Source organism: Pseudomonas sp. GW822-FHT07A10 (genome assembly GCF_058798795.1).
Window position 1 is genome coordinate 135,379 of the sequence record NZ_JBXAKV010000013.1, and the last position, 25,470, is coordinate 160,848.

The 25,470-nt window shown below is 60.1% G+C and carries 27 protein-coding genes; 5 read left to right on the forward strand and 22 right to left on the reverse strand.

Going from position 1 to position 25,470, the window contains the following annotated elements:
- The first annotated feature begins 185 nt into the window (after nt 1–185).
- Entirely contained in the window at nt 186–1,238 is a 1,053-nt protein-coding gene (locus AC1RL4_RS21480; RefSeq protein ID WP_019582753.1) for an NAD(P)-dependent alcohol dehydrogenase, read from the forward strand.
- Here the strand turns inward: AC1RL4_RS21480 and AC1RL4_RS21485 are convergent.
- The 6 genes from AC1RL4_RS21485 to AC1RL4_RS21510 form a co-directional block, all read right to left on the reverse strand.
- Entirely contained in the window at nt 1,235–2,038 is an 804-nt protein-coding gene (locus AC1RL4_RS21485) for an IclR family transcriptional regulator (protein WP_018926186.1), read from the reverse strand. The two genes, AC1RL4_RS21480 and AC1RL4_RS21485, sit on opposite strands and share 4 nt — an antisense overlap.
- 60 nt (nt 2,039–2,098) lie before the next feature.
- Complete coding sequence (locus AC1RL4_RS21490; protein WP_105343049.1) at nt 2,099–3,409, reverse strand: MFS transporter; 1,311 nt, start codon at nt 3,407–3,409, stop codon at nt 2,099–2,101.
- Between the two features lie 83 nt (nt 3,410–3,492).
- Nucleotides 3,493–4,641, reverse strand: a complete 1,149-nt coding sequence (dgoD, locus tag AC1RL4_RS21495) for a galactonate dehydratase (RefSeq protein WP_007903915.1) — start codon at nt 4,639–4,641, stop codon at nt 3,493–3,495.
- 47 nt (nt 4,642–4,688) lie between these two features.
- Entirely contained in the window at nt 4,689–5,309 is a 621-nt protein-coding gene (locus AC1RL4_RS21500; RefSeq protein ID WP_018926189.1) for a 2-dehydro-3-deoxy-6-phosphogalactonate aldolase, read from the reverse strand.
- A 19-nt stretch (nt 5,310–5,328) separates the two neighbouring features.
- Complete coding sequence (locus tag AC1RL4_RS21505; protein ID WP_204124556.1) at nt 5,329–6,321, reverse strand: 2-dehydro-3-deoxygalactonokinase; 993 nt, start codon at nt 6,319–6,321, stop codon at nt 5,329–5,331.
- A gap of 218 nt (nt 6,322–6,539) precedes the next feature.
- Nucleotides 6,540–7,022: a GNAT family N-acetyltransferase gene (locus AC1RL4_RS21510; RefSeq protein WP_019582750.1), complete on the reverse strand. Its 483-nt coding sequence runs from the start codon at nt 7,020–7,022 to the stop codon at nt 6,540–6,542.
- Between the two features lie 231 nt (nt 7,023–7,253).
- Between AC1RL4_RS21510 and AC1RL4_RS21515 the strand changes: the two genes are divergently transcribed.
- The 3 genes from AC1RL4_RS21515 to AC1RL4_RS21525 all read left to right on the forward strand — a co-directional run bounded on the left by AC1RL4_RS21515 (nt 7,254) and on the right by AC1RL4_RS21525 (nt 8,687).
- Nucleotides 7,254–7,907, forward strand: a complete 654-nt coding sequence (locus AC1RL4_RS21515) for an HD domain-containing protein (RefSeq protein WP_019582749.1) — start codon at nt 7,254–7,256, stop codon at nt 7,905–7,907.
- 127 nt (nt 7,908–8,034) lie between these two features.
- Nucleotides 8,035–8,289 (forward strand): hypothetical protein, encoded by a 255-nt coding sequence (locus tag AC1RL4_RS21520; RefSeq protein ID WP_490135348.1) that lies wholly within the window; start codon nt 8,035–8,037, stop codon nt 8,287–8,289.
- A 17-nt stretch (nt 8,290–8,306) separates the two neighbouring features.
- Nucleotides 8,307–8,687, forward strand: a complete 381-nt coding sequence (locus AC1RL4_RS21525) for a Rho termination factor N-terminal domain-containing protein (RefSeq protein WP_086944608.1) — start codon at nt 8,307–8,309, stop codon at nt 8,685–8,687.
- Between the two features lie 42 nt (nt 8,688–8,729).
- Here the strand turns inward: AC1RL4_RS21525 and AC1RL4_RS21530 are convergent, their stop codons facing one another.
- The 10 genes from AC1RL4_RS21530 to AC1RL4_RS21575 form a co-directional block, all read right to left on the reverse strand.
- On the reverse strand, nt 8,730–9,659 hold the full coding sequence (locus tag AC1RL4_RS21530; protein ID WP_019582747.1) for a PfkB family carbohydrate kinase: 930 nt from the start codon (nt 9,657–9,659) through the stop codon (nt 8,730–8,732).
- The gene (locus tag AC1RL4_RS21535) at nt 9,652–11,130 is read right to left on the reverse strand and encodes a purine-cytosine permease family protein (RefSeq protein ID WP_019582746.1); all 1,479 of its coding nucleotides are present in this window, start codon (nt 11,128–11,130) and stop codon (nt 9,652–9,654) included. Before AC1RL4_RS21535 ends, AC1RL4_RS21530 begins: the two co-directional genes overlap by 8 nt.
- A 155-nt stretch (nt 11,131–11,285) precedes the next feature.
- Nucleotides 11,286–12,284, reverse strand: a complete 999-nt coding sequence (locus AC1RL4_RS21540) for an ADP-ribosylglycohydrolase family protein (RefSeq protein WP_019582745.1) — start codon at nt 12,282–12,284, stop codon at nt 11,286–11,288.
- Entirely contained in the window at nt 12,281–12,994 is a 714-nt protein-coding gene (locus AC1RL4_RS21545) for a GntR family transcriptional regulator (protein ID WP_096480889.1), read from the reverse strand. The genes AC1RL4_RS21540 and AC1RL4_RS21545 overlap by 4 nt, the downstream gene beginning before the upstream one ends.
- A 199-nt stretch (nt 12,995–13,193) precedes the next feature.
- A complete protein-coding gene (araH, locus tag AC1RL4_RS21550; RefSeq protein WP_018926203.1) occupies nt 13,194–14,162 on the reverse strand; it encodes an L-arabinose ABC transporter permease AraH in 969 nt (322 codons plus the stop codon).
- A 9-nt stretch (nt 14,163–14,171) separates the two neighbouring features.
- Nucleotides 14,172–15,716: an L-arabinose ABC transporter ATP-binding protein AraG gene (araG, locus tag AC1RL4_RS21555; protein WP_019582743.1), complete on the reverse strand. Its 1,545-nt coding sequence runs from the start codon at nt 15,714–15,716 to the stop codon at nt 14,172–14,174.
- A 65-nt stretch (nt 15,717–15,781) separates the two neighbouring features.
- The gene (locus AC1RL4_RS21560) at nt 15,782–16,786 is read right to left on the reverse strand and encodes a substrate-binding domain-containing protein (RefSeq protein WP_019582742.1); all 1,005 of its coding nucleotides are present in this window, start codon (nt 16,784–16,786) and stop codon (nt 15,782–15,784) included.
- Between the two features lie 130 nt (nt 16,787–16,916).
- On the reverse strand, nt 16,917–17,735 hold the full coding sequence (locus AC1RL4_RS21565; protein WP_018926206.1) for an SDR family oxidoreductase: 819 nt from the start codon (nt 17,733–17,735) through the stop codon (nt 16,917–16,919).
- Nucleotides 17,736–18,008: 273 nt separating this feature from the next.
- Nucleotides 18,009–18,884 carry an SMP-30/gluconolactonase/LRE family protein gene (locus tag AC1RL4_RS21570; protein ID WP_433785606.1) on the reverse strand — a complete coding sequence of 292 codons (876 nt, stop codon included), beginning with the start codon at nt 18,882–18,884 and terminating at the stop codon, nt 18,009–18,011.
- 41 nt (nt 18,885–18,925) lie between these two features.
- Complete coding sequence (locus AC1RL4_RS21575; RefSeq protein ID WP_018926208.1) at nt 18,926–19,642, reverse strand: FadR/GntR family transcriptional regulator; 717 nt, start codon at nt 19,640–19,642, stop codon at nt 18,926–18,928.
- Nucleotides 19,643–19,883: 241 nt separating this feature from the next.
- Between AC1RL4_RS21575 and AC1RL4_RS21580 the strand changes: the two genes are divergently transcribed.
- A complete protein-coding gene (locus AC1RL4_RS21580; RefSeq protein ID WP_019582740.1) occupies nt 19,884–20,756 on the forward strand; it encodes an esterase/lipase family protein in 873 nt (290 codons plus the stop codon).
- A gap of 56 nt (nt 20,757–20,812) precedes the next feature.
- Here the strand turns inward: AC1RL4_RS21580 and AC1RL4_RS21585 are convergent, their stop codons facing one another.
- The 6 genes from AC1RL4_RS21585 to AC1RL4_RS21610 form a co-directional block, all read right to left on the reverse strand.
- Nucleotides 20,813–21,373, reverse strand: a complete 561-nt coding sequence (locus AC1RL4_RS21585; protein WP_019582739.1) for a DUF1285 domain-containing protein — start codon at nt 21,371–21,373, stop codon at nt 20,813–20,815.
- Nucleotides 21,374–21,389: 16 nt separating this feature from the next.
- Nucleotides 21,390–21,995 carry a DUF4823 domain-containing protein gene (locus AC1RL4_RS21590; protein WP_019650440.1) on the reverse strand — a complete coding sequence of 202 codons (606 nt, stop codon included), beginning with the start codon at nt 21,993–21,995 and terminating at the stop codon, nt 21,390–21,392.
- 159 nt (nt 21,996–22,154) lie between these two features.
- Nucleotides 22,155–23,123, reverse strand: a complete 969-nt coding sequence (locus AC1RL4_RS21595; RefSeq protein WP_018926212.1) for a GTP 3',8-cyclase MoaA — start codon at nt 23,121–23,123, stop codon at nt 22,155–22,157.
- Nucleotides 23,124–23,269: 146 nt separating this feature from the next.
- On the reverse strand, nt 23,270–23,908 hold the full coding sequence (locus tag AC1RL4_RS21600) for a TetR/AcrR family transcriptional regulator (RefSeq protein WP_007942012.1): 639 nt from the start codon (nt 23,906–23,908) through the stop codon (nt 23,270–23,272).
- A gap of 383 nt (nt 23,909–24,291) precedes the next feature.
- A complete protein-coding gene (locus AC1RL4_RS21605; protein WP_019582737.1) occupies nt 24,292–25,083 on the reverse strand; it encodes a TatD family hydrolase in 792 nt (263 codons plus the stop codon).
- A gap of 14 nt (nt 25,084–25,097) precedes the next feature.
- On the reverse strand, nt 25,098–25,454 hold the full coding sequence (locus tag AC1RL4_RS21610) for a PilZ domain-containing protein (protein ID WP_019582736.1): 357 nt from the start codon (nt 25,452–25,454) through the stop codon (nt 25,098–25,100).
- Nucleotides 25,455–25,470: the final 16 nt, after the last annotated feature.

Genomic DNA, 25,470 nt, shown 5'->3' on the forward strand with positions numbered 1-25,470 from the left:
GCTCTTCACAAAAAAGTCGCGAAAAAAGGGATGAAAACATCATCGCAGGTCTGAACGCCAATGCGGCCAATCAACGGCGCATACCGGAGGATTAGGCATGACACCCGGAGGAATCGCCATGGCCGGCCACCCGTGCGGTGCCCAGAATGGCTCGCCTCACCTGTCACTGCTTTGCGAGGTTCACCATGTACACCGCCATCGGATACGCCGCTCAGTCGCCCACCACTCCCCTCGCCCCGATGAAATTCGAACGCCGCAGTCCACGGGCCGACGACGTCGCAATCGAGATTCTCTACTGCGGCGTCTGCCATTCCGACATCCACCAGGCGCGCAACGAGTGGGGCATTGCGGTTTACCCGCTGATGCCCGGCCATGAGATCGTCGGCAAAGTGACCGCCGTCGGCGCGAACGTTACTAAACACAAAGTCGGCGATCTGGTCGGCGTCGGTTGCATGGTCGACTCGTGCCGCCATTGCGAAGCCTGCCAGGCCGATCTGGAGCAATACTGCCTCGAAGGCCCGACCATGACGTACGCCACCCCGGACCGGGTCGATGGCAGCAACACGATGGGCGGTTACTCCGACAGCATCGTGGTCAGCGAGCACTTTGTCGTGCGCATCCCGGAGAAGCTCGACCTGGCCAGCGCCGCGCCGATTCTATGTGCCGGCATCACCACCTACTCGCCGCTCAAGCACTACGGCGTGAAGGCCGGTGACAAGGTCGGGATTCTTGGCATGGGCGGTCTCGGTCACATGGGGATCAAGTTCGCCAAGGCGATGGGCGCTGAGGTGACCTTGTTCACCCGCTCGGCGAGCAAGGCTGAAGAAGGTCGTCGCCAAGGCGCGGACCACGTGATCGTGTCCACCGATGCCGAACAGATGAAGGCCGCCGCCGGACAATTCGACTTCCTGCTGGACACCATTCCGGTGCAGCACGACCTCAACCCCTACCTCGATACCCTGCGTTTCGACGGCGTGCACATTCTGGTGGGCTTGATCGAGCCGATCGATCCGCCGGTGCATGCTGCCAAACTGGTATTGGGTCGTCGCATGCTGGCCGGCTCACTGATCGGTGGCATCGCCGAAACCCAGGAAGTGCTGGATTTCTGTGCCGAGCACGGCATCTCCTGCGACATCGAAATGCTCGACATCCGCCAGATCAACGAGGCTTACACCCGCATGATCGCCGGTGACGTGAAATACCGCTTCGTGATCGACATGGCGACGCTGAAACTCTAAACCTTCAGGCCCAATTCCGCCGACAGCCGGGCTGTGACCCCTTTGATCAGGGGAATCAGCTCGGCCATTTTTTCCAGTGGCATGTACGGCACGGTGCTGGCGATGCTGATGCCGGCGACAATGCGCTTGCTGGCATCGCGGATCGGTGCCGCCACGCAGCGAATCGACGGTTCGTTATCCTCCAGGTCGAAGGCATAGCCGCCGGCCACGTACTCGATCATGCGCTGCTGAAACTGCTCCCAGGATTGCTCCGGGTGCTGCGGCCAGAACTGATTTTTCCCACCCACCGGCAAGCTGATTTCATACAGCCGTTGCCATTCTTCCTGCGAGTCATCAAGCATCAGCGCCTTACCAATCCCGGTACGCGCCAACGGCATGCGATGGCCGACCCGCGAACGCATTTCCGGGCCATTGCGCCCCGGATTCTTGAGCAGGTACAGCACCTCGTCGCCTTCACGAATCGCCAGGTGAATGGTGTCGCCGGTCAACGCCGACAACTCATCCAGATACGGCCCGGCCAGCGTCACCAACGGCAGCTCTTCGCGCGCCTGAAAACCCAGCTCGATCAGTTTCGGCCCCAGCAGATAGCCCACCTGCGGCACTACCCGCAGATAACGCTCGTCCACCAGGCAACTGGCCAGACGATGGGTGGTGCTGCGCGTGGTGCCGATCAGCCGGGCAATTTCCTTGAGATCGCGGGCGCCACTGGCCACCGCCTGCACCACACCCAGGCCACGAAGCAGTGTCTGGGTGCCGGTCGGCGCGGCGTCCTTGGCGATTTTTGGGGCGTCTTCCTGCATATCCAGCCTTTACCGTTGAGCGAGGGAACGGGCGGCATTATGGTCGCCCGACGGCTGCGACTACAACTTGATACGCTCGACCTTGCCCACCAGCAACACGTAGGACAGCGCGCCCAGCAACGCCAGAACCGAGATATAGGTGATCGCCGGAGCAAACGAATCACCGGAGGCAAGGAAACCGATGACGATCGGCGTGGTGATCGCCGCCAGGTTGCCGATGAAATTGAACACCCCACCAGTCAGCCCGAGCAACCGCGCTGGAGCCAGGGTTGACACCAGCGACCAGGTGATCGAGGCCAGGCCATTACCGAAGAAGGCCAACGCGAGGAAGGCAATCACCAACGGTGTCGACTCGACGAAGTTGGCGCCGATGATCGAGGTGGAAATCAGCAATCCGCCAATGATCGGCAATTTGCGGGCAAAACCTACGGTGTAGCCACGACGGATCAAAAAGTCCGAGAAGAACCCCGAACACAGCACGCCGACAAACGCTGCGAGAAACGGCAGCGACGCCAGCAAGCCAGACTTGATGAAGTCCATGCCGCGATACTTCACCAGGTAGGTCGGGAACCACGTCAGAAAGAACCACAAGGTTGAATTGAGGCAGAACTGGCCGAGGTAGATGCCCCACAACTTGCGTTTGCTCAGGACAATCCCGAGGTCGATCCAGCTGAATTTCGCCTTGGCCTTGGCAGTCTCGGCCTGGATATCCACCAACCCGCCGCCCTCGCGGATCAGCTCGATTTCCGCGTCGTTGGCGCCCTTGAAATCCCGTGGTTCGCGATACACCGCGTACCAAATCACCGCCCAAAGGATGCCCACCACACCGGTGCTGACAAACACCATGTGCCAGCCATATTGGTGTTGCAGCCAGGCAAGCACCGGTGTCAGAAATGCCAGTCCAACGAACTGCCCGGAGGTATAGAAACCGATGGCGGTGGCGCGTTCGCGCTCGGGAAACCAGGTAGTGACCACGCGGCTGTTGATTGGATACGCCGGCGCTTCCAGGGCGCCGACGGCCATGCGCAGCACGAACAGCGCAATGAAACTGGCGGCGAAACCGAGCATCACCGTGGCCAGCGACCACAGCAGCAATGCAACGCTATAGAGAATGCGCGGCGGCACTCGGTCCACCAGCCAGCCGCCGGGGATCTGCATGGCGGCGTAGGTCCAGCCGAATGCGGAAAAAATCAGCCCGACATGAATCGGATCGATGCCCAGGTCGCTGGTCAACGCCGGGGCGGCAATGGACAGGTTGCTGCGATCCAGATAGTTGATCACCACCGTGATGAACAACAGGACCATGATGAAAAATCGCTTGCGACTGGGCGTCACCAACGACGCCTGCCCGGTGAGGGTTTGCGGTTGCATGGGGGTGCCTCTTCTTATGTTTATTGAGGTCATGGTGTTTGATCGTTCCTACGCTCTGCGTGGGAACGATCACCGCGCGAGTATCACCACTCGGCAAAACTGCCATCGGCATGGCGCCAGATCGGATTGCGCCAGCGGTGGCCGACGGCGGCGCGTTCGATCACGTATTCCTCGTTGATCTCGATGCCCAGGCCCGGCCCATTGGGGATCTTCACGAAGCCTTTGTCGTAGTCGAACACCCGCGGATCTTTCACATAATCGAGCAGGTCGTTGCTCTCGTTGTAATGGATGCCCAGGCTCTGTTCCTGAATGAACGCGTTGTAGCAAACCGCGTCCAGTTGCAGGCACGCCGCCAGGGCAATCGGCCCCAATGGGCAATGCAGCGCCAGCGCCACGTCGTAGGCTTCGGCCATGTTGGCGATCTTGCGGGTTTCGGTGATGCCGCCCGCGTGGGACGCATCAGGCTGGATGATGTCGACGTAGCCTTCGCTAAGCACACGCTTGAAATCCCAACGCGAGAACAACCGCTCACCAAGAGCAATCGGTGTGCTGGTCAGCGGCGCCAGCTCCTTCAGCGCTTCGTAGTTTTCACTGAGCACTGGTTCTTCAATGAACATCAGTTTGTACGGGTCGAGTTCCTTCATCAGCACCTTGGCCATCGGCTTGTGTACCCGACCATGGAAGTCCACGCCGATGCCGACATTCGGGCCGACCGCATCGCGCACGGCGGCAACGTTGGCCAGCGCCAGGTCGACTTTCTCGAAGGAATCGAGGAATTGCAGCTCTTCGGTGCCGTTCATTTTCACTGCGGTGAAACCACGGCTGACCGCTTCTTTCGCGGCGCGAGCAGTGTCCGCCGGGCGATCACCACCGATCCACGAATAAACCCGGATCTTGTCCCGCACCTGACCGCCCAACAGATCGCTGACCGACACTCCCAGCGCCTTGCCCTTGATGTCCCACAGCGCCTGGTCGATACCGGCCAGCGCGCTCATGTGGATCGCCCCGCCTCGATAGAAGCCGCCACGGTAGAGCACGGTCCAGATGTCTTCGATGTTGCGTGGGTCTTTGCCGATCAGGTAGTCGGACAATTCCTCAACCGCAGCGGCAACGGTGTGCGCGCGGCCTTCGACCACGGGCTCGCCCCAACCGGTCACGCCCTCGTCGGTCTCGACCTTGAGGAAGCACCAGCGCGGCGGAACGATGAAGGTGGTGAGTTTGGTGATTTTCATCTCTATTGTCTCTCTTGTAGATGCAGCGCTCACAGCGCCAGAAAGTCTTAACGCAGAGCGTTCCATGCAGCGACATATGCCTTGGCGCGCACCGCTACTTCGTCAGCCGTCATGCCCGGTTTGAACAACCCGGAACCGAGACCGAAACCTTTGACGCCGGCCTCGACAAACACCTGCATGTTGTCTGGCGTAATCCCGCCCACCGGCACCAGCACCGTCCCCGCCGGCAACACCGCCAGCCAGGCTTTCACTACGGCTGGGCCCATCTGCTCGGCCGGGAACATCTTCAGCACATCCGCCCCTTCGGCCAGGGCTGCAAAGGCTTCGGTCGGCGTTGCCACGCCCGGCGACAAGAACAGCCCTGCTGCCTTCGCCGCGCGCAACACTTTGGCATCGCTGTGGGGCATGACGATCACCTGGCCGCCCGCCGCTTTCACCTGCTCGACCTGTTCCGGCGTCAACACCGTGCCCGCGCCGATCAGGCAGTCGGCGGGTAATGTGCTGCGCAGGATGCGGATACTTTCGTACGGCTCGGGGGAATTAAGCGGCACTTCGATGACGCGAAATCCGGCTGAATACAGGACTTCGCCGACGGCTGCCGCCTCTTGCGGACGCAGGCCACGCAAGATCGCGATCAGACCGTTTTGTGCCAATGCTTGCTTGAGCATGTCAGACCTCCAGTCAGGTTTAACGGGATGGGTTTGCAGTGACCAGTCCGGCGGCGACCGCCAACTGCCACAAGCCGCGTTCGGTGGCCTGCTCGGCCAGGGTCACCCGGGTAAAACCGCAGGCGTCGAGCGCCCGGCTGTAGCGAGTGCAGAGTTGGGCATTGCCGATAAGGATGATCGAGGGCAGGTGCACGCTATTGCGTCGACGCCGCTGAACATTGGCCAGGGCCGACAGTTCATGGCCGATCAGCAGGCCGGACAGATAGTCCGGCTGAGCGGTGGCGCTCAGCTCGCCGGTCAGCCCCAGGCTGCGGGTACTGAACAACGTCGACAGCGGCCCGATCTCGCCGTCCGCCGACAGCGCCACTTGCACGCCACGGTCAAAAGCATCGCCATCAAAAGCCCCGCCGCGCTGCTGAGTGCGCCCCAGAATGCTGTGTTCGCTGAGCACGGCGAAGACTTCGCCGGTCATGAAGGTATCGAAATGCACGATGCAGCCGTCGGCCACTTGCACCCATTTCGAATGACTGCCCGGCAGGCCGATCAACAGATCGCTACCCGCCTCGCCCGGCAGATTCTGCAATACGCCGAGGACCTGGGTTTCCTCGCCACGCATGACGTTGGGCAAGTGCGAACGCTGAATCACACCCGGCACGATGTGCACATCGATACCGCGAAGACTGCGAACGGTTTGTAGGGAGGTTCCGAGATTGGCGACGTTCGCCGGCGTGTCGCAGTAGGCCGCTTCGCGCCAGCCCTGAGCGCTGCCGACCATGCCACAGGCAATCACCGGTACATCGGGCTGCGCGTCGAGCCAGTCACCGCAAGCCTCGTCGAAGGCCAGTTCAAAACCGTCGGCGCACGCCTGACCGGCGATGGTTCGCGGCGTCTTGGGCAACTGCATGATCCCGGACGACAGCGCACGCTGTTCCAGCACCTGGCCACCGAAGCCGAGTTTGTAAGCACGTAATGAGGTTGTCCCCCAATCGAGCGCGATCAATTGCGCCAGCATCGCTTCACCTGTTTTGTTTTTTGGCAGTGAGTGAGCTGGACTATAAACCTGGACGAGGGACAATCTCAATATATAAATATCAATCCCACATATTGAGATTCGACAAAAAAAAGATCGCAGCCTTCGGCAGTTCCTACAGATTCGATGTACGCCCGCAATATCGCGGTCGAAACACAATCCCGTGCAGGAGCTGCCGAAGGCTGCGATCTTTTAGAGGATCAATGACCGGCGGCAAAATCCCTTAACACCGCCCCATCCATCCGATACCGCACCCACTCTTCCTGTGGCTGTGCGCCAAGGGATTTGTAAAATTCGATCGCCGGCTTGTTCCAGTCCAGCACGCTCCATTCGAAACGGCCGCAGTCATTGGCGCAGGCGATTTTTGCCAGGTGGCGCAGCAGGGTTTTACCGGCACCACCGCCGCGTTGTTCAGGGGTGATGTAGAGGTCTTCGAGGTACAGGCAATTGCTGCCCAGCCAGGTGGAATAGCTGAAGAAGAACACTGCGAAGCCGATCGGCAGGCCATCGCGCAGGCAGATCAGGCCATGGGCGGTGGCGCCTTCGCTGAACAGGCTGCGCTCGATGTCGGCGACGCTGGCGATGACTTCGTGGCGGGCACGTTCGAAGTCGGCCAGTTCAGTGATGAACGCGAGGATTTGCGGAGCATCGCTGGGGGTTGCCGGGCGGATTTCGATCGTCATGGACGTGCCTTGTCAAAAGTTGAAAACGCCATACTAAGTCCGCGCGCGGCGCTCGTCACATTTGAAAGCAATGTGGCGAGGGAGCTTGCTCCCGCTCGGCTGCAAAGCAGTCGCAAAAACTGGCGACGCGGGTCTAATTGAAATACCGTGCCGTCTGGGGTCGGGGCTGCTGCGCAGCCCAACGGGAGCAAGCTCCCTCGCCACAAAAGCGTTTTCATACTTAGGACATTTATGAGCACCGCTGCTTTCGCACCTCTGCAGAATCTGGCTTCTGAACTGCTGCCCCATGCGCTGGAACCTGGCGAGGACGGTGCTCACGATCTGTCGCACTTGCAACGGGTATGGCACAACGTGCGCACGCTTCATGCTGAAGAAAGCGGTGATCTTGAAGTGCTGCTGGCCGCCGTGCTGTTGCACGATTGCGTGGCGGTGGAGAAGAACTCGCCGCTGCGTTCCCAGGCGTCGCGGCTGGCGGCGCAGAAAGCGTCGACAGTGCTGACAGCCATGGATTGGCCTGACGCAAAAATCACCGCGGTCGTCCATGCCATTGAGGCCCATAGCTTCAGCGCCAACATCACACCCACGACCCTCGAAGCCCGAATCATCCAGGACGCCGACCGCCTCGACTCGCTTGGCATGCTCGGCGTGGCGCGTACCTTCTACATAGCCGGGCGCATGGGCAGCGCGCTGTACGATCCTGTGGACCCGGAGGCAAACGAGCGGGACTACGACGACAAACGCTTTTGCCTCGATCATTTCCAGACCAAGCTGCTGCACCTGGCGGACGGCTTCCAAACGACCACCGGCCAGCGTCTGGCACAGGTTCGCCATCAACGTTTGAAGGGATTCATGGAGCTGTTCAAGGAAGAAATCGGCGTCGGCTGAGGAGCCAGGGCCACACCGCTCGTCGTTCATCAGGCACCAATCCAGATCGTGGACGGACCAATATCGAGTAAGGGCTCGCCAATGCGAGCGAGGAGCAACACTCGTCCATCCCAACCAAGAGGTCACCATGAACGTCGATAAAAACCTGGAAAAAGAAGTCCTGACCCGCCTGCTGCATGCCCATCCAAGCGGCTTGGGTAAGGAGGTTCTGGACAATTACCGGGGGGAGAAAGTCGTGGCCAGCACCCTTGCGACGCTGCAGGAGCGTGGGCTGATCCAGCACGGTCATGTGATCTGCAACGAAGCCGGCGAACACTCGCTGAACCTGCCGATCAAACTCAGCGCCGCTGGGGTTGAGGCGGCGCGCAAACTGGATACCTGACGCGTAGGAGAAATCCCATGCCTCGTGGAAGCAAAGACAAATACACCGCCGAGCAGAAACGCAAGGCCGAACACATCGAAGAAAGCTACGAACGCAAAGGCGTGTCGAAAGATGAAGCCGAGGCCCGCGCCTGGGCGACGGTGAACAAGCAGTCGGGTGGCGGTGAGCGCGCCGGTGGCTCGGGACGCAAGAAGCCGGCCGCTGCCAAGTCTGCCGATCGCAAGGAATCAGCCCGCCGTGCAGTCGCCACCAGAGAGGGCAAACCGCGCAACAGCAAGGCTTCACGCGATACCCAGACGGTGGACAGCCTGATGAAGGAAGCCCGGGCGAAGAAGATTCCGGGGCGCTCGAGCATGCGCAAGCAAGAGTTGATCGAGGCGTTGCGCAAGGCGGGTTGAACGTCAGGATTGAGGGTGAATTTGAGGGCCGATGGCGGCTGATCAGGCGCTGAAAGTTTCGCGGATCAACGCATCCACCTCCGCCGCCCCCGGCGAAGTCGCCGGCCCCCAACGAGTGACCGCCAACGCCGCTGCCGCATTCGCCCGCCGTGCTGCTTCAACCGCCGGCAAGCCCTGCGCCAACCCGGCCACAAACACCCCGGCATGGGCATCCCCCGCACCGTTGCTGTCGACGGCCGAGACCTTGAATCCCGGCACCTGCCGACGGTCGCCATGCTGGCTGATCCAGCAACCCTGCGGCCCATCGCGAACCACCATCAGGGCGTCCGTCGGCAACTGATCCGCCAAAATATTCAACGCCTCGGCAATGTCCGACGCCCCGGCAAACCGCAGCGCCTCGACACGGTTGCTGGTCCACAGATCGATGCGCGGCAGCAAGGCCTTCATCAGCGGTGTGTCCGGCGAATCCACCAACGGTCCCGGATCGAATACCACTTTGATCCCGTCCGGCAGCTCCAGCACCCAATCCACCAGCACCTGAGCCTTGCTGGCATGCAGCAGGCTGTAGCCGCTGACATAGACAAAGTCGCCCGCCTCGGCCGACACACTCGCCAGGTCTTCGGCGGTCAATTCGCCTTCGGCACCGATGTAGGAAATGAACGTGCGTTCGGCCGAGGCTTCAGTCAGTGCGACACACAACCCGGTGTCGCGCTCAGCACGGTGAGCGATGCCGATCCGAATGCCTTCTGCCGTCATCGCCTCCCGGGCCAGGTCACCAAAACGGCCGTTGCCATGGCGCCCGAGGTAAACCACCGGCAAGCCGTTCCGTCGGGCCGCGGCCATCACATTGAAACCGCCGCCCGCCTCGAAACGGGCGGATTGCGCCAACACGTCACCGCCCGAATGAGGCAGTTTATCCACGGCCATGACCAGGTCGATGATGACCTGGCCGGTGTGCAGCAGCCTAGACATGCGCAGGCTCGAGCAACGCGGTACGACGGTCCTTCGCACCGCCGAGCGCCCAGTAAATCCCGCCAGCTACCACGAACGTCACGATCCAGCCCAGACCGTTGTGGCCCAGCCAGGAGTCGGACAGGAAGCCCCGGAACCAGACATCTTGTTCAGTGGTGCCAATGGTGGTGAAGCTGAAACCCAACACAATCGCCACCGCCCACGCACCGAATGCACGCCACTCGACGCCACCGCGATACCAGTAGGCGCTGCTCGGGCTGACGTCCAGCAGGTCCTTGGGGCTGTAGTAATGACGATGGATCAGGTCGACCACGAAGATCCCGACCCACGCCGTGATCGGCACCGCCAGCAAGGAAATGAAGGTGATGAACGGACCGTAAAAACTTTCGGCGATCAGCATGAAGTAGATCGAGCCGGCGAAGATCGCAATGATATCGACCACCACCGCATACACGCGCTTGACCTTCAGGCCGAGGGTCAAGGTGGTCAAACCGGCGGAGTACACCGACAGGTTATTCGACAGCAGTAGCCCGCCGAACGCGGTGATCAGGTACGGCACCGCCATCCAGGTCGGCAGCATGTCGCGGATCGCGACAATCGGGTCAGTGGCCGAGGCCAGATCGTTGTTACCCACCGACAGCAGACCACCGAGGGTGATCAGCAGCACCAGCGGAATCCCCGCACCGAACGCCGCCGACGCCACCAGGCGCACGGCTTTGACGCTGCGGTGCTGATAGCGCGACATGTCTGCGCCGGCGTTGGCCCAGCCGATCCCGGTGCCGGCGGCCATAGTGCCGATGCCGATGATCATCGCGCTCAGCGGTGCTGGCGTGGCATTGAATACGGCGCTCCAATCGATGGTCGCGCAGAGGAAACCGCCGACCAGGATGTTCAGCGCACCGAACACATAGGTTGCCCATCTCTGGATCACCAGCAATGTGGCGTGGCCGAGACCGGACACCGACAACGTCAGCAGCACGAAAATCGCGATGAACACCAGGGTCAGCAGCGGTGCGCTTTTGGCTTCCACCGGCGAGCCGAACACTATCGAGCACAGCGACAGCAAGACGAAGGCGGCGGTGGTGGTGTTAACGGTTTCCCAGCCCAGACGCGACATCAGCGAGACCAGCGTCGGGCCGATATTGCCGCGTACGCCGAAGATCGCTCGCGACAGCGTCAGGCTCGGTGCGCGACCACGACGACCGGCAATGGAGATGATCCCGACCACCGCGAAAGAACCGGCGGCACCAAGGATCGCGACGATGATCGCTTGCCAGATCGCCAGGCCGCGAAAGGCCACCAGCGTGGCACCCAACGGCAAGCCGAGAATGGAAATGTTGGCCGCAAACCAGACCCAGAACAGTTGCAGCGGATGACCGTTGCACTCCCCCTCCGGTACCGGTTCTATACCACGGGTTTCCAGTTGTCCGGCGCTTTGCCCGGAACTTTGCCCGGCGCTCGATGAACTCATGAAAAATGCTCCTTGCCATTATTGTGGTTGTGGGCAATCTCGGAGGACAAAACAACAGCCGACCGTCCTGCCCGTGTTTGTGCATTCCATTGCGGGTGAAAAATTCAAGTATGCGGCGTATTCATCGCGGGCAGCCCGCGATGGGGCCAGCTCAGTCAACGTAAAGCCAACAGACCTTTTACCAACGGTTCCAACTCCAACGAGTTAACCGCTTTAACCTGCTCGATCATCGCCACCGGCCAACTCTCAAGCCCCAGACAGGCCCCGAGCATGGCGCCGAGCATCGCCGCGATGGTGTCGGTGTCGCCGCCCAGGCTCGCGGCCATGCACAGCGCTTCGAAGGCCGTCATCTCGCCGATGGCCACTTGCTGGGCCAGCGCAAACGACACCACCACCGATTCCTGTGAGGCCACCGAAGTGCCGATCACGTCGTACAGCAAATCCGCCAGCAACGCCTTGTCGCTGTCGATGCCGATGCTCCGCGCCCAACTGATGCGCGAGGCGATGCGCCCGCCGGCGACCCAGTGACCATGACTTTCGGCCTGCTGCGCGAATTGTTGGCCGAGGTTCAACGCCTCACCCAGGTCCATGCCGTTGATCCCGGCGGAAACCACTGCCGCCACCGCCGCCGCACTGGCAATCCCCAGCGTGGTGTTGTGGGTCACCTGACAGGCTTGCACCACGGCGCGGATGAAACGCTCAGGATCGGCGACATCGGCCGCAATCCCCACCGGGGTGATGCGCATCGCCGCGCCATTGGTGGTGCCGTAGCGCCCGGCCTCTTCCAGCGAGTGGCCGGCAAGGATCATTTCGATCGCGCGTTTGGTCGAAGGGCCGAGCAAGTCTTGCGAGCCCTTGGCCTGCATCCCGGCTTCCCATTCGATCAATCGTTGGGCCAGTACCGCCGGTTCGATCCGGCCCTCGCCCTCGATCAACAACCGAGCGACCAGAATCGCCTGCTCGGTATCGTCGGTGATCGAACCTTTGGGCAAGTTCGCGGCAATCGGTTGATCGGGGCCGGCGTCTTGCAGATCGGTAATTTCAACGAAGCGCGCCTTGATTTCGGCGCGGCTCAGGGATTGGGTCGGCATGCCCAGCGCATCGCCCAGGGCCAGTCCATAGAACGCGCCGAGGGCACGGTTGAGCGCGGTCATTTTGGAGCTCCAAACTGCAAATGCAGGCGAAAGTGCACCGGATCGAGCAGGCTTTCGACCTGCTCCATAAAACGGTTCTGACGGTCGTAGGTGGTGCGCAGGGCCTTGAGAAATACCGTGCCGACCGGGCGCCCGAGAAGTTCGGCGTCTTCGGCGTTCAAGGGTTCAGCACCGATCCACTGATCGCCGTGCTCGCCGACATAGCCGTAGGCAGCCAACGTGATGGTCAGGGAGTTATCAATCAGTCCCACTCGCGGCAGGCCTTCCAGGCCTCCGGTCGCGGGCATCAACGCGCGTTCCAGAGACACCAGCGTGCCGTCGGTGGCGCGCCGGCGACGGTCGAGGGTAATGAATTGATCGGTGCCGAACCGCGACAGCAGGTCAGGCCGAGTCACCGCCTCCAGCCGCAGCACTTCGGTATTGATCAACGCCCCGCTGTCCGCCAGTGCCTGGGCCCAGCCGCTGCTCTGATCAAGCACTACGCCGTCGTAAGTAACGATGGAACCGACTCCGCTTTGCGTGGCGATGTAGTGACGCCGTTTCAGTTCGGCCAGGGCTTCACGCAGCGTGCCGCGGCTGACCTTGAATTCTTGAGCCAACTGATGTTCACCCGGCAATAGCAAGCCGTCCTCCATGAGGCCGCTTTCGATGCGCCGGACAAGCTCATCGATAACCCGTTGTTTCTTGTCAAATCGTACCTGTCTAACCATGTACAAAGTGATAACCGAAAGGGATTAGGGCGAGCAAGGGATATTTTGTGGCTGGATTGTGTGACAGACAGACCGCTTTCGCGGGTAAGCCTCGCCCCTACAGGGGGATCTGCACGGTACTGTAGGAGCGAGGCTTGCCCGCGAAGGCGTCGGCACATCCAGTATCCATGTGCCGGACATCCCGCTCCCCCGGGGAAAATCAGCGTTGTTTCAGTCGGTCGATCACAACCGCCAGCAACAGGATCGAACCGCGAATCACGTACTGATAGAAGGTATCGATGTTCTTCAGGTTCATCGCATTCTCGATGATCGCCAGAATCAGCACCCCGGCGATCACATGCCGAATCATCCCGATCCCACCACTCAGCGACACCCCGCCCAGCACGCAAGCCGAGATCACTGTCAGCTCGAAACCCTGGCCAATCATCGGCTGACCCGAGGTCATGCGCGACGCCAGAATCACCCCGGCCAATGCACCAATCACCCCGTGCACGGCGAAGATGATGATCTTGGTTCGGTCAACGTTTACCCCAGCCAGCAACGCCGCTTCCTGGTTGCCACCGATGGCCATGGTGTTGCGCCCGTAGGTGGTGTAATTCAACAGCCAGCCGAAAAACAGGAAGCAAACGATGGTGATCAGAATCGGCACCGGCACGCCGAACAACTGGCCGTTACCGAAGACGAAGAACGACTCCTGGGACACGCCCACCGCTTTGCCGTTGGCAAAAATGTAAGCCAGGCCACGAACGATCTGCATCGTCGCCAGTGTGGTAATCAATGCATTGACCCGCAGCTTGGCGATCACGATCCCGTTGATCAGCCCTACAATCAGCCCCATCACCAGCGCCGCACTGACGCCGAGGAACACGCTGTTGGTGTCGCGCATCACCACCGCCGCGACCACGCCGGCGCAGGCAATCACCGAGCCCACCGACAAGTCGAAGTGCCCCGACGCCAGGCAATACAACATGGTGCAGGCGGCAATCCCGGTGGTGGAAATCGCCAGGCCCAGACCGCGCATGTTCAGCGGCGACAGGAAGTTGTCGATCAGCAAGGTGCAGAGCACGAAGATCCCGACGGCCGCCAGCAGCATTACCCAGTCATCGAGAAAGCGTCGCAGGTCCAGCGGTTTGCGCGGGGTTGGCAGAGCGTTGTTTTGGATGGTCATAGTCACCTCTCAGTTCGCCACGTCGGCAGCGCGTTGGCGTGGCAAAGCCAGTTGCAGCAGGTTGGATTCATTGGCGTGTTCGCGGGTCAGTTCGCCGCGCATCGTGCCTTCGCAGAGCACCAGGATGCGGTCGGAAATACCCATGACTTCCATCAGGTCGCTGGACACCACAATCACCGCAATACCGCTGGCGGCCAGGTTGTGGATGATCTGGTAAATCTCGGCTTTGGCGCCGATGTCGATGCCGCGTGTAGGCTCATCGAGCAGCAGGATTTTCATCGGCATCGACAGCCAGCGACCGAGAATCGCCTTCTGCTGATTGCCGCCGGACAGGTACATGATTTTCTGCGCCGCGTTGGGTGTCTTCACCTTCAGCGCCTTGATCTGCTTGTCGGCGTTGCCCTTTTCCCACAGCCCGCGCAACAGGCAACCGAAGGTGGAATGAGCGCCACGAGCACTGATGTTGATGTTCTCGGCGACACTGGCCAGTGGCAGGATGCCCTCTTTCTTGCGGTCCTCGGGGCACAGCAGAATCCCCGCCGCAATGGCATCGCGCGGTGAACGCAGTTTCAGTTCATGTCCACGCAACTCCAGGCGTCCGGCCGTGTTGCGGGTAAGTCCGCTGAGCATGCGAAACAGCTCGGTGCGGCCCGCGCCAACCAAGCCGAACAGACCCAGAATCTCGCCCTTGTGCACCTCGAAACTCACCGGTTCACGCAAACCCGGCCCCAGTAAACCGTCAACCTTGAGCGCCACCGCGCCACGCGGTCGGCTGCGGTAATCGTAGATGTCCTGAATGTCGCGGCCGACCATGCACGTCACCAACTGGTCATGGGTCAGCGCGCTCATGTCCTCGAAGGTGCGCACGAAGCGACCGTCCTTGAACACCGTTACCGCGTTGCAGATGCGGAAGACCTCTTCCATGCGATGGGAGACGTAGAGCACCACTTTGCCTTCGTCGCGCAGACGACCGATGATCGCCATCAAGCGATCGATCTCCCGCGCCGACAGGCTGCTGGTGGGTTCGTCGAACGCAATCACATGCGCGCCACGGGACAGCGCCTTGGCGATTTCCACCAGTTGCCGCTGACCGAGGGACAAGCGCCCGACTTTCTCTTGCGGATCGATTTCATCGGCCAGGCCTTTGAGGCAGGCCAGTGCCTGTTGCCGCAAAACGCTGCGATTGATCAGGCCGAAACTTGCCGGCAGATGCCCAAGAAACAGGTTTTCGGCTACGGTCATTTCCGGTACCAGGTGCAGCTCCTGATGGATCACCGCGACCCCGCTGCCAATGCTGTCGGCAGTGGATTTGAAGACCCTCGTCTGCTCGCCGATCCGCAGGTCGCCGCTGCTCGGCGTGTAAGCACCGCCGAGGATCTTCAGCAGCGTGGATTTACCGGCGCCGTTCTCGCCCATCAAGGCATGGACCTGCCCCGGATGCGCGACGAAACTGATGCCGTCCAGCGCCTTCACCCCGGGAAAGGTTTTGCCGATCCCGTTGAAGCGCAGGCTGCCGCCAATGCGCTGTTCATCTGTTTGTACGTGTGCGTGCATAACCCACCTCATCACACCGATCAGGCGGCCCCGTCGCCGGGGCCACCAATGAAATCAACCGACCCTCAATTCCACAGGCCGATCTTTTCCAGTTCCTGCTTGAAGTTGTCGCGCGTGATCAGCGTCACGTCGTCCATGGCGGTGTATTTCGGCGGTTCTTTGCCGGTGGTGACCCACTCGTGCATCATGCTGGCGGTGTTGTAGCCCTCGATGTGCGGGCTCGGCAGCATCGAGCCGAAGAAGCCGCTGTTGGCTTTCTTCAGTTCGCCGATGGCATCGGTGCCGTTGATGCCGATACCGATTACGTTGGCGGCGGCAAAACCGGCGCTTTCGGTGGCGCGCACGCCGCCCAGCACGGTGTTGTCGTTCATCCCGCCGATGATCAGGTTTTTCGCCCCGCTCGGGAGCTTCACCAACGCCGAGTTGGTGGCGTCCATGCTGCCAGGTACGTCGAGGGTTTTCAGGGCCGAGAACAGAATGTGGTCTTTCGGCATCCCGGCGTCTTCCAGGGCTTTAACCGAACCGTCGGTGCGTTTCTTACCGGTATCGAGTTCGTTGAAGGTGTTGATCACCGCATAGGTTTGTTTCCAGTCCCAGCCGCGTTTTTTCGCTTCGGCGGCCATGGCGGCGCCCTGCTTCTGGCCAACTTCGAAAGCTGCCATGCCGAGGTACGGCACGTCTTCCATGAACTTGCCGCCGGCATCGACGAAACGGTCATCGACAGCGATCACTTTCAAACCATTGAGCTTGGCCTTGGCCATGATCGCAGGGCCCAGGGAGACGTCCGGCGGGCAGATCACGAAGCCCTTGGCGCCGTTCGCCGCCAGGCTGTCGATGGCCGAGAGGGTTTTCTCGCCATCAGGCACGGCGATCTTGATGACGGTGAAGCCCTTGTCCTTGCCGGCCTTTTCAGCGAAGGCCCATTCGGTCTGGAACCAGGGCTCTTCGGCTTGCTTGACCAGAAAACCGATCTTCACTTCCTCGGCCGCCAGCAACGTACTGCTCAGGCTGACCGCGGTGACCGCCAAAGCGGCACAGCACAGGGAACGGATCCCACGACGACGTTTCATAAGCTGACTCCTTGTTATTTTTTTTGAGCGTTATTTGAAAGCCAATACAGCGGTCGAAACATGCAGACAATAGTCATATCGTATGATGATTGGATTTCAGGTGTAGTTTTGCGCCTGAAACCCAAATTATTCAGTCGTGGTACATGACCGAACGACCACCATCGATGGTGATGCACGAAGCGTTGATGAATGGCGCCTCATCGCTGGCCAGGAACACGGCGGTCATCGCCACTTCGATTGGCTGACCGATGCGGCGCGGTGGATGCAAGTCGAAGGCCCGTTGACGTTCGGCATGAGGGTCGGCAAAGCCGTTCCAGTAGTCGACGTTCAGTTGGGTTTCGATATAGCCCGGCGCGATGGCGTTGACGCGAATGCCCTTGGGTGCGTATTCGATGCCCAAGGCGCGGGTCAGCCCGAGCAAACCATGCTTGGCCACCGGGTACGGGAAGCAGCCGGGAATGATGTGAGTGGAATGGGTCGAGGCGATGTTGATGATGCTGCCGATGCCCTGCTCGATCATCTGCGGCAGCACGGCTTTGCAGCCATACCAAGCGCCGTCCAGGTCGATGGCGAAGCAGCGATGCCAGTCGTCCTCGGTCATTTGCAGCGGGTCGCGGAACACGTTGACCCCAGCGCAGTTGACCAGCACATCGATGCGACCGTGAAGCTCAATGGCCAACTTGGCCATGGCGTGCAGGTCTTGCTGGCGCGATACGTCGGCCTTGATCGCCACCACATCCGCGCCTTGTTCACGCCAATGCGCCGCGACTTTTTCGACTTTCTCGGCCTGGATATCGCTGATGACCAGCTTGGCTTGCTGGGACGCAAAGGTCGCGACAATCGCTTCGCCGATCCCCTGAGCGGCGCCGGTCAACAGCACGACCTTGTTTTTCAGGCGCTCACCCTTCGGCGGTTCGGGCACCGGTGGCAAGGAAAGGGGTTCAGCCATGGATCAACACTCCTGTTCGAGGGCACGACGAAAACCGGACATCTGTCGATGTCCGGTCAAAAGGCTTTTTGGAATAGGCAGGCAGGCGTGCAAACGCCCGGGCGCCGGGGCGGCCTGAAGCACTGTCGACCCAAGGGAGGACGGTGGAATATCGCTGCATCACTTCACCTGTTTTGTTTTTTTAAGTGTGAGTGCGTGTAACTGATGGGGCCGACTATAAACCCGGCCACCAACAAATCTCAATATATAATTTTACATCCCATATTTTGGGATTTAACCAGCAAATCTCTGACAAGGTTTTCCGGGTACATCGACTCGAACCGACAACACCGCACCATCCAATGGATGGTTGAGCGGGCTCGCCGCACTGGTGATGTACAAGGTTCTGAAGTCTTCGCCACCAAACACGCAACTGGTGGGGCGACTGACAGGCAGTTCGATCACCCGATCGACATGACCGTCCGGGCTCAACCTGAGCAAGCAACTGCCGTCCCAGCGGGCGTTCCAGATATAGCCCTCGGCATCCATCGCCGAGCCGTCGGGGCCACCCCGTTCGTGGGGGCCAAACCAGACGTAGGCGGTGTCGAGGTTGCCGTCGGTATGGATGAAATGTTGGTACAACGTGCCGTCGAGGCTGTCGGCGAAATACAGGGTCGTGCCGTCGTCGCTCCATAGCAATGTGTTGGGGATGCCGAGCCCTCGAAGCAGCGGCGTGACCCGAGCATCGCGGTCGATGCGAAACAGGCCACCGGAGCGGCGCACGATCGGCAAGTCTTCGCCCTGCTCGCCGATGTTGTTTTGCATGGTGCCCAGCCAGAGCCGGCCCAAGGCATCGCAGCGGGCTTCGTTGGCGCGATTGCCGGGTTGCGGATCGGCCACGCAGAGCAAGGTCAGCCGAGGTTCCAGGCCGGGAGAGTTCAGGTCCAGCCGATAAACCCCACTGCTCAATGTCACCAGGGCATCGCCACTTTCGCAGGGGATGAATGCGGACACGTGTTCCGGCATCTGCCAGATTTCCACATTGGCGCCGATCAGTCGCAGCGCCTGTTTGCCGGCGATATCAACCCAGTACAGCGCCTGGGTCGGTGCATCCCAGAACGGACCTTCACCGAGTCGCGCACGGTGTTCGGTAACCGCAGTCCACGTCATGAAACCTCCTTTTTATTGCTTTTATGTGGGAGCGAGCCTGGTCAGCTTGCCTTCTTGTCGGCCATGACTTGGGGGTAAAACCGTTTGATCGCCAGGTCGGCGTTATCGATCAGGGTCATGCAGGCCCACACACCCCGCGCGGCATCCCGGGCGGCGATGGCGTCGGCCATGTCTTTGTGAATCGGCAAGGTTCGGCGCAGTTCGTCCGGGTCGGCGGCAGACACTTCGAACGACACCGCCAGCAGCGCGCCGAGGGCCGGGACCATTTGTTCGATGAATTGATTGTGGCTGGCGGCGAGGATGCACTCGTGGAAGAACTGGTCGGCGCGGTTGTAATCGATGCCGCTGTCTACGGCTCGTTCCAGCGCGTTGTAGGCCTGAAGCACCGCTTGCACTTGTTCCACTGTTGCGCGCTCGCAGGCCCAACGCACCGCCATCGGTTCGATGGTGCGGCGCAGGTCAAGCAAGTCGTCGACGAAGTTTTCCGGCAAACCGCTGCGCGACAGCCAGCCGACGACTTGTGGATCGAAGAGGTTCCAGCGCCGTACCGGCAACACCCGCGTGCCGACCTTCGGCCCGACTTCGAGCATGCCTTTGGCCACCAGGGTTTTGATCGCTTCGCGGATGACCGTACGGCTGACCCCAAGCTGCTCGCCCAGGTCGGCTTCAACCTTGATGGTCTGACCGGGCTTCACCTGGCCAGCGGCAATCCAGCACCCCAGCCAATCAACCGTCGACGCGTGAAAACTGCTGGACATGGGTACCTCACCGCCCGGTGAAAAAAAATGAAACGACACAAAAGCCGTTCGCGATGGATGCCCACGCTAATCATCATATGATTGGGTGTCAATTGGATTTTTCTGGAGTCCTTGCCAACACAGGCATGACTGTTCGTCCGATTACTCCCCCCGGCGCTTTGAACCCACCCACTTTGTAAACTACGGTTAGCCCGCAACAGATCAGACAACCTCACTAAAATCCGCTATCGCAGGTATGAACATGGACATGGATGCGTCTACGAAATACCCCATTGTGTTGGTTCACGGTCTTTTCGGCTTCGACAGAATCGCCGGTTATCCGTACTTCTTCGAAATCGAGGAAGCCCTGGAACGTGCCGGTGCCCAGGTGTTTGCCGTGAATATTCCAACCGTCAACGGCAATGAGGAGCGTGGTGAAAAACTGCTCGAACACGTCGACCGCATCTTGCGGGAAACGGGCGCCGCCAAGGTCAATCTGATCGGCCATAGCCAAGGTCCGCTGGCGGCACGCTACGTCGCAGCCCTGTACCCGGAAAAGGTTGCGTCGGTCACCTCGGTCAGTTGCCCTAACCACGGCTCCGAGATTGCCGACCAACTGCACAAGGCACTGACACCCGGAGAATTACCCGAAGCCTTGGTATTAGCCCTGTTAGGCGCAGTCGGCACCTTCATTTCGTTGATCAGTGGCCATCCGGAAAACCCCATCGACCCTCAAGCGGCGTTCGAATCGCTGACCAGCGCAGGCCTGGCCGCCTTCAATCGCAAGTACCCGCAAGGGTTGCCAAAGGTTTGGGGCGGGGAAGGCAACGAAGTTGAGAACGGCGTGTATTACTACTCCTGGAGCGGGATCGTGCAGAACTTTCAAAGCCTGCAACTCCTCGACCCGACCCATTTGAACTGTAAAGTGCTGTCGCAGTTATTTTATAAAGAGAAGCACGCCAATGATGGGCTGGTCGGCCGCTACAGCTCTCATTTGGGCAAAGTGATCCGCTCGGATTACCCCATGGACCACTTTGATGCAGTCAACCAGATGGCCGGGATCAACAGTTGGAACGTGAGCCCGGTGATGCTCTACCTAGAACATGCCGCCCGGCTCAAGAGCAAGGGTTTGTAAGCCCATAAAAAAGGCCCGTTGCAATAACGGGCCGTTTCGTTTCTCGGGTTCAGCGCTTACGGCTCAAGTCCGATCGGGAAAAACTCACCACCGCTCCAGACACCGAGCCAGCTCTGCCCGTCAATCTCACGGCTCACGGCCAGCTCTACCAATTGGTAGAACACATTGCGGTGAATCAGCGCTTCAAGGTTGCTGCGCACATGCACGTACGGGGCGGGTTCCTGAGTCACCGGGTCGATCACCACGCGCATGGGGTGCTCGACACCGGCGTCGGTGGTTTCATCGACGTTGGTGGTAAAGCGCAAGACCTGAGCCTCACCCTCGCCTTCGACTTCCACGGCAATCGCCACGAACGGTGCGTCGTCGACCTTGATGCCGACCTTCTCGACTGGAGTAATCAGAAAGTAATCATCGCCGTCGCGGCGAATGATGGTGGAGAACAGCTTGACCATCGGCTTGCGCCCGATCGGCGTGCCCAGGTAATACCAGGTGCCGTCGCGGGCGATGCGCATATCGATGTCGCCACAGAAGTCGGGGTTCCACAAGTGGACCGGTGGCAAGCCTTTGGTTTTGGGGATTTGTCCCAGCAGGTCATTGGCTTTTTGCGGGCCACTCATGGCGTTCTCCTTTGAATTACTGGTCGCTGATCCCCAGCAGGCTACGAGCGTATTGCTCCAGCGGCGGGCCCAGCAGATCTTCTGGTTTGTTATCGTGGAACGTCAGTAAACCGCCACGACTCTTGATACGTGCAGTATCGATCAAATACTGGGTGCTGGTCTCGATCAACATGATCTGTATGACGCCACTGTCGATCCCGAGGCGATCCGAGCGTTCCTGATCGATCAATTCGTCCGTGTTGCCGATGCGGTCGTCGGCCTTGGCAAAACGTGTATAGAGCAGGTAGTGGGCACCGGCGGCACGGGCTTCGCCCATGGCGGCGTCGAGGCCTTCCGGCGCGCGGGCACGGCGGACCATTGGGAAATATTCGATAAAGCCGTTGAAGGCTTCTTCGGCCACCACGTTAGGTCGCGGATAGGCAGTGCCCGGCGGCGCGAAGGCGCCCTGGGCGATGTAGATGAACGAATCTGGCTGAATGCGGATGTTATTCACGCGACGGCTGTCGCTGTGGTCCAGCAGCCCCGCGTCGCTCATGTGGTAGCGAGTTCCTTCAGCCATATCGCTGACATTCATGCAGCCACCAAGCGCCAAAACGGCCAGCAGCAAAACCAGGCTACGCATCCTTCCCTCCAGAAGCCGGTGACGGAAAACCGGCGAATGGCCGAGGGATGCAGCTTCCGCGCCAGCTCATGCCAGGATCATCTTTGTAGCAGCTGCCGAAGGCTGCGTTCGGCTGTAGCAGCTGTCGAGCCCCAGCGAGGCAGCTGCTACAGATCGCGATCAGCCGCCGATGATTTTCATGATGGTCGCGCCACCGGAGAACGCCACTTCCTGCTTGTCCCCCAGAGCCTTCACCAGCAGTCGCTGCAACGCCGGCAATGCCTGGTGACGAGGTTTGTCCAGCAGATCGCCGACATAGTGGCGATTACTCGACGACAGGCAGCCATGCAGCCAGCCAGTGGACGACAAGCGCAACCGCGAGCAGGTGCGGCAGAACGGCACGCTTTCGTTGGCGATCACGCCGAAGTGGCCCTGCCCCGGAATCTCGTAGCGCACCGCCGTGGCATCGACCGGCGCGTCGGCCTGCAGGTATTCGTAGTGTTCGCCGATCAGGCTCAGCAATTGCTGAAGGCTGACGAACTGTTGCAGGAAGGCGTTGGAATCGCTGGCCAGGTGGCCCATGCGCATCAACTCGATGAAGCGCAGCTCGTAGCCGCGTTCCAGGCAGTAATCGAGCAGTGGCATCACCTGATCAAGGTTTTGCCCACGCAGCGGCACCATATTGACCTTGATCTTCATGCCGGCTGCCGCGGCCTGGGCCATGCCGTCGAGCACGGTCGCCAGATCGCCGCCGCGGGCAATGCTGCGGAAAGCCCCGGCGTCCAGGGTATCGAGGGAAACGTTGATGCGCCGAATGCCGGCATCCACCAGCAGCGGCAGCTTCTTCGCCAACAGCTGGCCATTGGTGGTCAGACTGATGTCCGCCAGCCCCATCTGCCCGACGGCGGTCATGAAGGCTTCGAGTTTGGGGCTGACCAGTGGCTCGCCACCGGTAATGCGCAGGCGCTCGATGCCGGCTGCTTCGATCAGATAGGCCACGCCGCGTGCCATCGCCTCGGCCGACAACTCATCCTGCGCAGCCACCAGCCGTTTGCCGTTGGGCACGCAGTAGGTACAGGCGTAGTTGCAGGCGGAGGTCAGACTGATCCGCAAATTGCGAAAACGCCTGCCTTGACGGTCAACGATCATGGATCACTCCGGCGAAAGAAGATTCGAACGCGCAAAACTTGACTCACAAATCAAGTTTTAGCAAGCCCTATGCCTGAGTATATTCCTGCGGTACTGCGCCACGTAGCTAAATCATGGCTCATGGCGCAATTAGACAACTGGATGGCTCAGCTGCTCGGAGTGTCGGTATCGCGCTTGCGTTTGTTGCCCATGCGCACGCCGATGTCCATCAGGAACTGGAAGAAACCTTCCTGATCTTCCAGCACATTGCTCCAGAACGGCGAGTGATACAGCGCCACGGCGCCATGCACCAGCGCCCAGGCTGCGCAGTAATGGAAGTAAGGCGGCACGTCTTCGAGCTTGCCTTCGCTGATCCGGCCCTTGATCAGCAGGGTCAGGCGTTCGAAGTTCGAGGCGCGGATCTTGTGCAGTTCCTCCACCATCTCCGGTACCTGGTTGCCCTTGACCACCTTTTCTTCCAGGCGATCGAACAACCGATAGCGTTGCGGATCGCGCATGCGGAATTCGAAGTAGGCCCGGGACAGGGCTTCCTTGTCCTTATCGACATCGGCGGAATGCAACAGCTCGTTCAAATCACGCTCGTAGTCGAGCATCAGGCGCAGGTAGATCTCCGCCTTGGATTTGAAGTGCTTGTAGATCGTGCCTTTGCCGATACCTACGGCATCAGCAATCATCTCGACGGTGACACTGTCTTCACCTTGTTCGAGGAACAGCTTGAGCGCGGTATCGAGAATTTCTTGCTCGCGGCGACGAAACTCACGGACCTTACGAGGTTCTTTATGCATAAGAAAAGGTCTGTAGGGGTCAAAATTCGAAGCCGCGTATTATGCCTAACTTGCGCAAAAATGCACGGATCATCCGACCATATATGTGTTTCTTGATGAATTCACGCGACCTCGCCGGTTGATGAGAACTCAACCGAAGCGCACGTATTCCAAATTTGTTTAAAAACCCGACCAACCAAACTGGACTCGGCGCGATACTGATCAATACTTCAACTGTCGGCGAGGCATCTCCCCCAAGTGTCGCGCCGATGAAGGTACCAAAGGATTGCGTGCCTTTGTTTTACTCCTAATGGTCTTAACCCGGATTCACCCCCCAGAACCCGGGTTTTTTTTGCCTGCGATTTGAGAGCAAAGCCCGCCACAGGTTGCGACCCTTTCCAACGTTACGCCGATGCCCTGACGTGCGCCAACGGAAATAACCGCTTGAAATTCTCGGTAGTCTGCTCGGCAAATCGCTCGTAGGGCTCGCCTCGCAACATTGCCAGAAATTCCGCTACCTCACGCACGTACTGCGGCAGGTTCGGTTTGCCGCGATACGGGATCGGCGCCAGGTACGGCGAATCGGTTTCCACCAGCAAGCGGTCGGCCGGCACTTTGCTGGCCACATCGCGCAAGGCATCGGCATTGCGAAAAGTGACAATACCGGACAAGGAAATGTAATAACCCATATCCAGCGCGGCCTTGGCCATCTCCCAGTCTTCGGTGAAGCAATGCAGAACGCCTGCTTGAGGCAGCGCCGCCTCACGCAGCAGTTCAAGGGTGTCGGCCCGGGCGCCACGGGTGTGGATGATTACCGGTTTTCCGGTCTGTTGCGCCGCTTGCAGGTGCAGGCGGAACGACTCCTGCTGCAACTCTGCCGCTTCCGGTTCGTAGTGGTAATCCAGGCCGGTTTCCCCGATCGCCACCACCCGCGGATGATTGAGTTCGCGCAACAGCCAATCCAGCGCCGGAGCGGCACCCGGCTGCACGTCCAGCGGATGCACGCCGACCGAACAATCGACGTCGTCGTAGCGTTCGGCCAGGGCTTTGACATCGGCGGCGTTCTCAACGCTGACGCCAATGCACAGAAAGTGCCCTACTCCCCTCTGACGAGCCGCGTCGAGCGCGGCATCCAGGGAGCCATCGTGGGCGGTGAGGTCGAGGCGATCAAGGTGGCAATGGGAATCTACAAGCATAAAAGGGCTGCAACTTACATCGTATGAGTGGGACGGTCGGACTTCAGGGCTCCGGCCAGATGGGTTTCGATTCGACTGCGCGCGGTGTCATCGCCTTCGTTGAATTGCACGCCGACTCCAGCGGCGCGGTTGCCTTGGGCACCTTTAGGGGTAATCCAGGTGACCCTGCCGGCGACCGGGATCTTTTCCGGTTCGTCCATCAGGTGCAGCAGCATGAAGACCTCATCGCCCAACTTGTAGCTCTTGTTGGTCGGGATAAACAGGCCACCGTTCTTGATGAATGGCATGTAGGCCGCGTAGAGCACGGACCTGTCCTTGATGGTCAAGGACAAAATGCCATTGCGCGGCCCCGGACTGATGGGTTCGTTCATGCTGACCTCCATTTCT